The sequence below is a fragment of the Parathalassolituus penaei genome (assembly GCF_026626885.1).
GTDB lineage: Bacteria > Pseudomonadota > Gammaproteobacteria > Pseudomonadales > Oceanobacteraceae > Oceanobacter > Oceanobacter penaei.
The window spans coordinates 1-12265 of record NZ_JAPNOA010000025.1 but is presented as its reverse complement, the minus strand read 5'-3'; the positions used below and the strand labels follow the sequence as shown (position 1 = coordinate 12265).

The following is a 12265-nucleotide window of genomic DNA, read 5'->3' as shown; positions in this document are numbered from 1 at the left end:
TTATGAAGCAGTATCTGGACCTGATGCGACACGTGCGCGATAACGGCGTCTTCAAGGAAGATCGTACCGGCACTGGCACGTACAGCTGTTTCGGATACCAGATGCGCTTCGACCTCAGTGCCGGTTTCCCGCTGGTCACCACCAAGAAACTGCACCTGCGTTCCATTATTCACGAACTGCTGTGGTTCCTCAGTGGTGATACCAACATCCGTTATCTGAAGGAAAACGGAGTCACCATCTGGGACGAATGGGCCGATGACAATGGCAATCTGGGGCCGGTGTATGGCTCCCAGTGGCGTTCATGGCCAACCGCTGATGGCCGTCATATCGACCAGATCACCCAGGTCATCGAGCAGATTCGCAATAATCCGGATTCCCGTCGTCTGATCGTCAGCGCCTGGAACGTGGGTGAAATCAGCAATATGGCGCTGCCGCCATGCCATGCGTTTTTCCAGTTCTATGTTGCCGACGGCAAGCTGTCGTGCCAGCTGTACCAGCGCAGCGCCGATATTTTCCTCGGTGTGCCGTTTAACATCGCCAGCTATGCCTTGCTGGTGCATATGGTGGCACAGCAGTGTGATCTGGAAGTGGGGGATTTTGTCTGGACCGGTGGTGACGTACACCTGTACGCCAACCATATGGAGCAGACCGAGCTGCAATTGAGCCGCGAGCCAATGGCGCTGCCAACCCTGAAAATCCTGCGCAAACCGGCCAGCCTGTTCGACTATCGCTTTGAAGATTTCGAGATCGAAGGTTATCAGAGCCACCCGCACATCAAGGCCCCTGTGGCGATCTGATTTGCCCTTTGTGAGTGCCTTGTCAGAATCAGCCCCTTCGTGGGGCTAGTGCCGATCAGTTAAGCACCCGTCGGCCTCAAACGCCGTTACCGCATCGGTTGGTCACGATCTGCTCGGCTTGTTAATTGGCTCTACCGTATGCCCTCATGGGGGACCTTGTCCCCCGGCCGGGCGGGCCTCCCCCTGCTTAGCCCGACTGGGCTCGTGCTTCCGGTTTTCACCGACAACGGCTTTTCGACCCCGGCCAGATGGCACATCCCTGTGCCAACTGGCCTGGCGGGGCATCCATACCCCGGCCGGGTCGGCCGTTGCGGTGAATCCCGGCTCGCCCAGATGGGCATTGGGCAGCCAGCTGCGCTGGGCACATTTGGAAATCAATGATCAGGCTGTTTAAAAGTCCTTAATTGATCAGCATTACGTCGTGGGGCTGCATTTTTTCTGAACTGTCTATACTCAGTGTTCATGTCCAGACGAAGCTGAGTTATGGAATCGACGCTCCCGGCCAGTTACTGCACAACTCTTCTGTGTTGCACCCTGCCTGATCCGGCACCTGTGGTATTACCGGAAGGTATCAAGCTGCGGTGTGAAATCCTGGCACCTGAACAGATTACGGAACGCTGGCGCGTCCTGGCCGAGGTGGTCTGCGTGCTGGTGGATTGTTGTGATGATCGCACCCTGAATGCGCTGGCGGCCTTGCGTTTACGTTTGCCGTCGGCACCGGTACTGGTGGTGGTCAGGCGCCCGAGTGAGCGTGATATTCGCCTGATTCCAATGGGGATACAGGGCTATTGTCCGGTATCTGATGCCGCCACGCTGGTGCGTCACTGTGATGAAGCGGTGGCGCGAATGCAGTATGAGCAAACCCTGCGCCGCCTTACCCACTTTGATCCGTTAACCGGGCTCGCCAATCGTGGCCTGTTCCAGGATCGTCTCGAACAAAGCCTGATGCAGGCCCGTCGTAATGGCACCAACGTAGGACTGCTGTTTATCGACGTCGACCGCTTCCGGGTGGTGAATGATCTGTATGGCCACTCGCTGGGTGACAAACTCCTGATTGAATGTGCCCAGCGTTTGCTCGGTAACCTGCGCCGTTCCGATACCGTGGCGCGGTTGGGTGGCAACAGCTTTGCCGTGATTCTCGATGGGGTGCGCGCCGTTAACGTGGTGATGGCGGTGGCCACCAAACTCACCAACGCTCTCAAGTTACCCTTTCGGGTGGATGGCAATGAAATCTTCCTGACCGTCAGTATTGGGGTGGATCTGTCTTGCGAGGCCAATTACGACCCGGCACAGATGGTGCGCCGTACCGAACTGGCGTTACATCAGGCCAAACGGGACGGCCGGAATGCCTGTCAGGTTTATACCGCCCAGGTGGCTCCTCTCGACAAGATTCGCGTCGGCCTGGAAAGCGCGCTGCACCATGCCATGGAGCGTGATGAGTTACGGCTGGCCTATCAGCCGCAGGTCTCGGTGGTTGGCCAGCAGTTTGTGGGGGTGGAAGTGCTGCTGCGCTGGCAACATCCGGTGCTGGGGATGGTGGCGCCCAATGTGTTTATTCCGGTGCTGGAAGATACCGGGCTGATTGAACCCTTCGGCGAGTGGGTATTACGGCAGGCCTGTCGTCAGTATCGGCAATGGCTGGATAGTGGCGAGGTCAGCCCGAACAGCAAGATCTCGGTGAACCTTTCGCCCCGTCAGTTCCGCCAGCGTGACCTTGGCCAGCGCATTCGCGACATCATTTCCGAAACCGGGCTGCCGCCTGCCAATCTGACCCTCGAAATCACCGAAAGTACCCTGATGTACAACCTTGAGCAGGGCGCGTCGATGCTGACCGAACTGCGACGGATGGGCATCAGTGTTGCCATCGACGACTTCGGCACCGGTTATTCATCGCTGGCGTACCTCAAGGATTTGCCGATTGATTACCTGAAAATCGACCGCAGTTTCGTCAAGGACATTGTCACCGACCATAACGATGCCGCCATCGCCAACTCCATTATTGCGCTGGCTCATAACCTGGGTCTCAAGGTGGTCGCGGAAGGGGTAGAGGACGCCGATATGTTGGAGCGACTGGCCGGTTTTGGCTGCGACCAGTATCAGGGCTATTTCTTTGCCCGACCGGTGAGTGCAGATGAAATTCCCCTGCTGGTATCACGCTGCGCCTGATCTGAACCAAGGTCTGGGTGGTCGATATTGGTGCAGGGCTGGAGCCGGAGCGCCTGAATCCGTATTATCCGGTTTTTCCCGGCAGGCAAGGCAGTCGTATGAAACTCGCACTCATAGTAGCGCTGGCCCGTAACCACAGCATCGGCCTCAACAACCAGTTACCCTGGCACCTGCCAGAAGACCTGCGTTATTTCCGTGCCGTCACCATGGGCAAACCGGTGGTGATGGGCCGCAAGACCCATGAAAGTATTGGCCGACCGTTACCGGGGCGTCCGAACATTGTGATCAGCCGTCAGTCGGGTTATCAGTCCGACGGTGTCGCGGTGGTGGAAAGCCTTGAACCTGCCATTCAACTGGCGGCACGTCTGGCCCTGCAGGCAGAGGCTGGTGAAGCCATTATTATGGGGGGCGCTGATATTTATCGTCAGGTGTTGCCTCTGGTGGATCGTATGTACCTCACCGAAGTCCACGCTGACTTTGACGGTGACGCTTTTTTCCCGCAATTCGACCGCAGTGAGTGGGAAGAAGTGCAGCGGGTTGATCACGCTGGCAGTGGTGATAATCCGGTGCCGTACAGCTTTGTGATTCTGGATCGTCGAGTGGTTGAACCGCATTAATATATAAATGCTTCTGGTGACTACGGCTTCTGTTTTGATGGGAGCTTTGAGTCTGGCCAAACAGGGCTCTCGATCTTTTTTGTATTAAAAACTCTCTGAAAAATCCTTCATAGCTCTGTGCGAGCTCCCTTCGCACTGCTGTCGACTCGTTGTTGCCGTTTTTTGATGTAGCCCGCTACGCCATCAAACCGGCTGCACCGAGTCATCACCATCCCGAAAGCCCCGAAGGGCGGGCTGCAACGCGTTTGAGCGGTGTTGCCGATCTTGAAAAGGACCCGGACAGGTTGGTTCGTCATTTCACTGTGATCATCGCCTTGCTCACACCCGCTGCAGCACTCGTGCACGACTGCATGGATGCAGGAGGTAGGGCGAAGCAGGAGCCAGAGCCAGAGCCGAGAGCTGTGCAGAGTTATTCAGAGTGTCCGTAGCAGATATTCCTGCGGCCGCCAGTGGCGCGCCATATATATAAATCAACCTGCCGGTTTGCAGGATCACTATTCCTTTGCTTGTCTGATATCTGATGGTTGATTTATCGCCTCAGGCGAAAGGAATTGTGTTGTGTCTTATGGATGGAGAGTGCTGTTGTTGTGCTGGGCGCTGCCACTGCTGGCAGATAGCGCTCCGGTCTTCACTAATTTCTCTCACTCTCTGGCGTTACAGCCCTATCACCAGGATTACCTGATCGCAGCGGCCAACCAGCCGGTGCGTGTGTCCACACGTCTGCTGGTACGGGTTAACCAGGCTTTTGTGGCGGATATCCCGATTCCTGATATCACTGGCCCGGCTCGGATTCTGTATCAGAGCCCGACTCTGGACTATCGGCTTTTGCAACTACGCGATGGTGCGGATTTGTTCGCGGCTATGGATGCCGTCCGGCGTCAGCCAGGCGTTGAACTGGTGCAGCCGGATCTGCTGCAACTGGAGCGGCGGGGTTATCACAGTCAGCAGGCTGTTCTTTCAGATTCCCGTATCGACGTGATTGAGCAGTTGCAGCAACTGCGTGACCGTTTATGGCAGGGCAGCCGCGGCCAGGGTATCCGCATTGCCCTGATTGATGACGGTGTGGATTTCAGGTCAGAGGCGTTGGGCCATCCCGATACGCTGTTCCAGTACGACGTTGGCAGCCAGCAGGCCGATGCCAGCCCTCGCTCCGGTCGTGACCGCCACGGTACCGCACTGGCGCTGTTGTGGTTTGCCCGGCAGCCCGCGTTGCAGCCTGGTGATCTGGCCGGGCTGGTACCGGAGGCCGGACTGATTGCCATCCGCCAGCCGGACACCTGGACCAGTCATACCCTGCTGGCGTTCCAGCTGGCCGCACTGGCTGGTGCCGATGTCATCAATTGCAGCTGGACCTCGTCGCTGTTGCTGGAGCCGGTGGCCGACGTGGTGCGGGATCTGGCCCTGCACGGACGTGGCGGTAAAGGTACTGCCATTGTCTTTGCCGCCGGTAATGACGGCCAGGAAATCGAACCCGGCCAGAGCGAGGCCGCCCTCGCCGATGCTCTGGTGGTGGGGGCGACGGATTCCCGTGGTCATTTGCTGGCCCACAGCAATCGTGGCGGCAGCGTTGATTTTTACACCCTCGGTAGTGAGCTGCCGGTGTCACTGCCCGGACTCCGCCATTTTTCCGGTACCTCGCTGGCAGCCGGTCTGGTGACCGCGATGACGGCCTTGCTGCTGGCACAACAACCGGACCTTTCCCTCTCCCAATTACAACAACAGCTGTTGAGCCTGGAAGGCATTGCTCCCGGGGCAGGTAGTCAGCCGTTTTCTGGAGGACATTGATATGTCATCTGTGCTTGCCCGGCCCGAGCCGGATTTTCGCTGTGAATACAGTTCGAATCTGCCCTTGCTGCTGAAACGGCTTAATATCGCGCCGGTTTTTACCTCGTACCAGGCTGCGCGTCTGATGATGATCCGTTCGGATGGCGACCATCTGGATATCAACTTTCATCGTTTTCCCCGGCCGATGGGATTAAGCAGCCGTGATGGCCATCTGACTCTGGGAACCTTCAATCAGGTGATCCGTTTTCAGCGCGAAGACGGCTTGCTGGCGCAGATCAAACAGCCGCTGGCACCGATTGAAGCAGATATTACCGCCCCCCGTGTCAAGATCACTGGTGACGACCCGGTGCCTGATGAGCGTGGCGTTGATGACGATCTTTTGCAGCCATTGGATCATCGCGCCGATGCCTGCCTGATTGCCCGCTCAAGCCACTTTACCGGCATGATCAATATCCATGATCTGGACTGGGGAGATGCCGGTCTGTGGGTGGTGAATTCGAGTTTTTCCTGCCTGGCAACCCTGCAGCCGGATTACAGCTTTGTGCCCCGCTGGAAGCCGCATTTTATTTCCGGGCTGGCCGCAGAAGATCGTTGTCACCTGAACGGCATGTGCCTGAAAGATGGCAAACCCGGTTTTGTGACCACCTTTTCAACCGCCGATACTGCCGCCCGCTGGCGTCAGCAAACGCTGATGGCGGGCACCCTGATGGACGTGCCGCGCAACGAAATCCTCCTCGATAACCTGCAAATGCCGCATTCGCCGCGCTGGTATCAGGGGCGTGTGTACTACTGCAATTCCGCCCTTGGACAACTTTGCTGTTATGACCCGGCGACCGGCTCCAACCGGGTGCTGGCCGAGGTGCCGGGTTTTACCCGTGGTATCGACGTTTACGGCCCCTTATTGATTCTCGGACTGTCACGGGTCCGTCAGGGCAATGTGCCGATGTCGATGCCATTGCTGGAACGCTACGCAGACACCGAATCCGGTCTGCGTTTTTACAATCTGGAAGACATGAGTGAGATCGGCCGCATCCGGTTTACCGGCAACGTGGATCAGATTTACGACATTGCCGTGTTGCCGGGCTGCAGCTTTCCCGAGCTGATTACCCCAGAGCATCCGCGCATGCGCAACCATTTCAGTCATCCGTCACTGCAACCTCTGGTCTGAAGAGGAATCGCCATGAACAAACCTGTATTCGATCCGGCTGGTCTGAAACTGACCCCTTGCCGCCAGACTTCTTTGGGTCGTGCTGTATGGCTGGCATTACCCCTGATGATCGCTGGCAATATCACTGCTGCAGGTGTGCGCAGTGTCAGCAGCAGTCGCCGTAGTTCGCGCAAGACGGTGATCCATGTCGATCAGCATGAGGTGCTGGAACCGTCGCAGCCGAGTCAGGTTTTTGCAGCATTTTCGGGTGCCGACAGTATGCCTCCGGCTGTACCTCTCCAGAATGAACAGGGGATTCTCGAGTTTCTGCGTAACAATGGCTGGCAGCCTGATCCGGCGGCCTTGCAACCGGCGTTGTTGTCCGGCGAACTGGACGGCCGTAAACGCTTTGCCAGCGACAGCCCATACAATCACTGTCACGCCAGTTGGGGGGTAACTTATTTCACCAATACCACCAACTGGTTCACCTCGGGTAATTGCGTTACCAGTGGTAATGGTACCTGGCACACCGCCACTACTGCGCCGGTGGTAATGCAGACCGGTATTCTCAACAAGACCACCACGGCGTTTGATGTCTCGGTGACCATGAGTGAAAGCAGTACGGTGTACGGGGTGGTAGTGGAAAGCTCCAAACCGGCACCGACACCAGCCCAGGTCATCGCCGGTACTGACGGTGCGGGCAATGCGGCGGTGCAGGCCGTCAGTGGTTCGGCTGCCAACAGTACCACGCTGTCATTTTCCGGGTTGACTGACGGCACCTACTACATGGTGTATCTGGCTGCCCGCGATACCAGCAATGAAGTCAGCAACAGCGTGACCCAGGTGAATCCAGCCTATGAAACTGGCCTGATTTCCGATGTCGGTTACTGGAAATTTCCGAAAACCCGGGTGGATGACAGTGGCAATATCTATGTCGCCCAGGCCGTCAGTGGCGGCGTGCAGTTCCTGAAGTGGAACGGTGCCGGTTACAGCAATTACACCTCGTTCACGGCTGCCGATATTTCCGGTCGTACCAATACCGGCTGGGGCAACTCGGATCGGGTTGATTATGTGATCGACAGTGCTGGTCATATCCACGTGGTTTTCAGCGCCGGGACCAGCCAATGGGCAGTCGATTACGATGCCTATTATGGTTACTACAATGGCAGCAGCTGGACCTTTACCAAAATCGCCGAGACCGGCTACACCATTGATGAAGTGGATCTGTTCATCGACAGTGCTGGCAAGCTGCATACCTCGTTTACCTATTACAGCAACAGTAACTATGTGATGGCCTACGCCACCAACAAGTCCGGTTCCTGGGTCATGACCAATGTCGTGACCTCCACCGGTGGTGGCACCGATGAGCTGCACGATACCTACGTGGTTGCCGACAGCAGCAGTAATGCCACTGTGTTCTACCGCCGCGAAGACCTGCAGAACAACGCTCAGGATAACTACTACATGGCGTCTTCTACAGACGCCTTTGCCACCAAAACCAAGATTCTGGATGGTAAAACGGCCGCCAAGATCTACCGCATGGCGTCGGTGGTGATGGACAGCAACAACAAGATCCATTACGCCTGGCGCAACGAATCCGATGGCCAGTCCTGGCATGTGACCAATGCCTCAGGCAGCTGGGTCAGCACCGAAATTACCCATGCCTCTCACAGCAGTGTGCTGGTGCAGGACATGCAGCTCGACAATGGCAACTACTACTTTGCCTGTCGGGAAGGCAGTACCTATTTCATCAACTCCTGGGATGGCAGCACCTTTGTTGATGGCTTTGACTTCAGTCTGACGGGATACATGAATGACCGTTTTGCTATCAGCAGCCTGATCGATCGCATCATGGTGGTGTCGGAAGACAGTGTTGCCTGGGCGATTTATTACCACTCCGGCACCATTGCCGGTTACGTTACTCCGGCGGTTGCCAATGATTCGGACGGTAATCTCACCGCCGCCGCAAACGTGACCGAGCCGGTGGCTTTGCCATCCACGGTGGACACCGTCGGTGAAGCCCTGAATGTCCTCGACTTTACCCTCTCCGACGGCGGCAGTGCCGATGGTGAGGCCATGAACATCAGCCAGATTGTGGTGCATGTCAGCGGTACCAGCACCGATGCTGAGCGGGCGGCCGTCACCTGGCGCCTCAATGGTCCGGATGCCAGCAACGTTACCGGGACCTATAACGCTGCCAGCGACACCATTACCTTCTCCGGGCTGTCGATTTCGGTTGCCGATGCGGGCAACGAAACCTACACCATCAATGGTTATTTCAACGATAACAGCAGCCTTACTGATGGCCACACCCTGGTGCTCAGTATTGATGGTGACACCGATGTCACTACCGGCACCGGTACTGCCATGGGCAGCACTTCGGCAGTCACCAACAGTACCGGCAGCACTATCCAGATTGGCGCGACCCGGTTGGTGTTCAGCACCGAACCCGCCGGATCGGTATCCGGTGCGGCACTCACTACCCAACCGGTGGTGGCTGCCCAGGATGCTTTTGGCAACACCGACACCGACTTCACCGGCACCATCGCGCTGAGCGAAGCCAGCGCGGGCAGTCTGTCCGGCACTACCAGCCTGAGTGCAACAGCGGGGGTTGCGACCTTTAGTGGCCTGAGCTACACCGCCACTGCAGACCAGGAAAGTTTCACGCTCACGGCCAGTTCCAGTGGCCTGACCGATGGCAGCGCCAGTGCCGTCACGGCTGACGTCGTTGCTACCAGCCTGGAGTTCAGCACCCAGCCAGCGCCAACCACGCTGGTCAGCGGAGTGGCGACCAGCTTTACCACCGTCCCGGTCGTGCGCGCCGTGGACGGCAGTGGCACCCTCGACAGTGGCTACAGCACCAACGTGGTGTTGACCGTCACCGACCCCAATGACAGCGTTGTGGATGGGAGCGTCAGCAGTCTCAGCGGTAGCGGCGATCTCGACGGTTCCGGCACCAGTGTGACGCTGGCAGCGTCAGGCGGGGTGGCCACATTCAGCGGCCTGAGCCTGCAGTACAGCAATGGTGGAGCGACCGACAGTCTGGCCCTGCTGGCCAGCTCCGGCAGCCTGACCACCGCGACCAGCAGCACCCTGACCTCCGGCGCCGGTCCGGTGGTCAGTGCCAGCCATATCAGTATCTCCGGCGCCAGTGGTAGCGCTGGCACCTATATTATCGGCGATACCGTGACCGCGACCTGGGATAACACCGGCAGCGGCGACAACAATGCCGGCGTTACCGCCGTGACCTTTGATTTCAGCCAGTTCGGCGGCGGCAGTGCCGTGACCGCCAGCAACAGTGGTGATGTCTGGACCGCAACCTACACGCTGGTGGCTGGTGCGATTGATGCCACGGCACGGAATGTTGCTGTCAGCGCCACCAATAGTAGCGGCACCACCACTATTGCTGATACCAGCAACGCCAGTGTCGACAACATTGCTCCTACCGTGACGGATGGCGGCATCAGCATCAGCGGCGGTAGTGGCAGCAGCGGAGCCTACATTGTCGGTGATACCGTCACCGCGACCTGGAATAACAGCGCCAGCGGTGACAACAACAGCGATACCATCAGTGCCGTGACGGTCGATTTCTCGGCCTTTGGTGGTGGCAGTTCGGTATCGGCCAGCAACAGTGGCGGTATCTGGACCGCCACCTGGACAATCGTCAGTGGGGCGCTGGATGCCAGTAACCGTAACGTTTCGATGCGTGCCACCGACAATGCTGGTAACCAGACCAGTACGGCCGACAGCAGTAACGCCACCGTTGATAATCAGCTTCCGGTGATGAGTGATGCACGTCTGTCGATCAGTGGGGCCAGTGGCACGGGTGGCGTCTTTATCATCGGTGATACCGTCACCGCGACCTGGAATAACAGCGCCAGTGGTGACAACAACAGCGACACCATCAGTGCCGTCAGTGTCAATTTCAGCAGCTTTGGAGGCGGTTCGGCGGTCGCCGCCAGTAATTCCGGTGACAGCTGGAGCGCCAGCTGGACTCTGACTTCCGGTGCTGCCAACGGCAGCAATCTCAATTTCAGCGCCACTGCAACCGACAACGCTGGTAATACCGTCACCACAGCCGACAGCTCCAACGCCAGTGCTGACACCCTGGCACCCGGCAGCCACAGCATCAGTTTTGATGACAGCAACATCAGCAGCAGCGAAGCCTCCTCCATCAGCTTGACTATGGCCGGTGCCGAAGTGGGTGCGACCTACAGCTACAGCATCAGCAGTTCCGGCGGCGGTACGCCTGTCACCGGCTCCGGCACCATCAGCAGTGCTGGTCAGCCGATCAGTGGTGTGGATGTGTCTGGCTTGAGTGACGGCACTCTGACCGTATCCCTGGTGCTGACCGACAGCGCTGGTAACGCGGCGACTGCGGTTACCAACACCACCACGCTGGATGCCAATGCCCCGAGTGGTCACAGTATCAGCTTCGATGACTCCGCCATTAATACCAGCGAAGCCTCGTCTGTGAGCCTGACCATGGCGGCTGCCGAGGTCGGTGCCAGTTACAGCTACAGCATCAGCTCCAGCGGTGGCGGTACACCAGTCACCGGTTCCGGCACCATCAGCAGCGCTGGTCAGCAGCTCAGTGGTATTGATGTGTCAGGCTTGAGTGATGGCACATTAACCGTATCCCTGGTGCTGACCGACAGCGCTGGCAACGCCGCCACTGCGGTCACCAACACCAGCACGCTGGATACCACAGCGGCTTCCGGCCACAGCATCAGTTTTGATGACAGCCTGATCAGCAGCAGTGAAGCCTCCTCCATCAGCCTGACCATGGTCGGTGCTGAAGTGGGTGCGACCTACAGCTACAGCATCAGCTCCAGCGGTGGCGGTACGCCGGTCACTGGTTCCGGCACCATCAGCAGCGCTGGTCAGCAGCTCAGCGGTATTGATGTGTCTGGCCTGAGTGATGGCACGTTGACCATCACCTTTATCCTCACCGACAGCGCTGGCAACGCCGCGACTGCGGTCACCGGCAGCAGTACTCTGGATACCTCGGTTCCGACGGGCCACAGCATCAGTTTTGATGACAGTAACATCAGCAGCAGCGAAGCCTCCTCCATCAGCCTGACCATGGCGGGTGCCGAAGTGGGTGCGACTTACAGCTACAGCATCAGTAGTTCTGGCGGCGGTACACCAGTCACTGGTTCCGGCACCATCAGCAGCGCTGGTCAGCAGCTCAGTGGTGTGGATGTCTCCGGCTTGAGTGACGGTACTCTGACCGTATCCTTGGTGCTGACCGACAGCGCTGGTAACGCCGCCACTGCGGTTACCAACACCACCACGCTGGATGCCAATGCTCCGAGCGGTCACAGCATCAGCTTCGATGACTCCGCCATTAATACCAGCGAAGCCTCGTCTGTGAGCCTGACCATGGCAGCTGCCGAGGTCGGTGCCAGTTACAGCTACAGCATCAGCTCCAGCGGTGGCGGTACACCAGTCACTGGTTCCGGTACTGTCAGCAGTGCTGGTCAGCCGATCAGTGGTGTGGATGTCTCCGGCTTGAGCGACGGTACTCTGACTGTGTCGCTGGTGCTGACCGATAGTGCTGGTAATGCGGCGACCGCCGTTACCAACACCAGCACTCTGGATACCACAGCGGCTTCCGGCCACAGTATCAGTTTTGATGACAGCCTGATCAGCAGCAGTGAAGCCTCCTCCATCAGCCTGACCATGGCCGGTGCCGAAGTGGGTGCGACCTACAGTTACAGCATCAGCAGTTCTGGTGGCGGTACGCCAGT

6 protein-coding genes are annotated in these 12265 nt (G+C 58.0%); all 6 read left to right on the top strand.

The annotated features are described in order from the left end of the window. Window positions 1–2: 2 nt before the first annotated feature. Window positions 3–797: a thymidylate synthase gene (gene thyA, locus OUO13_RS08280; protein WP_283173401.1), complete on the top strand. Its 795-nt coding sequence runs from the start codon at window positions 3–5 to the stop codon at window positions 795–797. A gap of 483 nt (window positions 798–1280) precedes the next feature. Further along, the gene (locus OUO13_RS08275) at window positions 1281–2963 is read left to right on the top strand and encodes a putative bifunctional diguanylate cyclase/phosphodiesterase (protein ID WP_283173400.1); all 1683 of its coding nucleotides are present in this window, start codon (window positions 1281–1283) and stop codon (window positions 2961–2963) included. 98 nt (window positions 2964–3061) lie between these two features. Further along, a complete protein-coding gene (locus OUO13_RS08270; protein ID WP_283173399.1) occupies window positions 3062–3580 on the top strand; it encodes a dihydrofolate reductase in 519 nt (172 codons plus the stop codon). A gap of 558 nt (window positions 3581–4138) precedes the next feature. Beyond that, entirely contained in the window at window positions 4139–5365 is a 1227-nt protein-coding gene (locus OUO13_RS08265; protein ID WP_283173398.1) for a S8 family peptidase, read from the top strand. Window position 5366: 1 nt separating this feature from the next. Beyond that, window positions 5367–6533: a TIGR03032 family protein gene (locus OUO13_RS08260; RefSeq protein ID WP_283173397.1), complete on the top strand. Its 1167-nt coding sequence runs from the start codon at window positions 5367–5369 to the stop codon at window positions 6531–6533. 12 nt (window positions 6534–6545) lie between these two features. Next, a partial coding sequence (locus OUO13_RS08255; RefSeq protein WP_283173396.1) for a beta strand repeat-containing protein occupies window positions 6546–12265 on the top strand: 5720 nt, incomplete at its 3' end.

Excerpts from the sequence above, each read along its gene's own strand:
- thyA (WP_283173401.1), top strand. The coding sequence starts at position 3 with ATGAAGCAGTATCTGGACCTGATGCGACACGTGCGCGATAACGGCGTC.
- OUO13_RS08275 (WP_283173400.1), top strand. The coding sequence starts at position 1,281 with ATGGAATCGACGCTCCCGGCCAGTTACTGCACAACTCTTCTGTGTTGC.
- OUO13_RS08270 (WP_283173399.1), top strand. The coding sequence starts at position 3,062 with ATGAAACTCGCACTCATAGTAGCGCTGGCCCGTAACCACAGCATCGGC.
- OUO13_RS08260 (WP_283173397.1), top strand. The coding sequence starts at position 5,367 with ATGTCATCTGTGCTTGCCCGGCCCGAGCCGGATTTTCGCTGTGAATAC.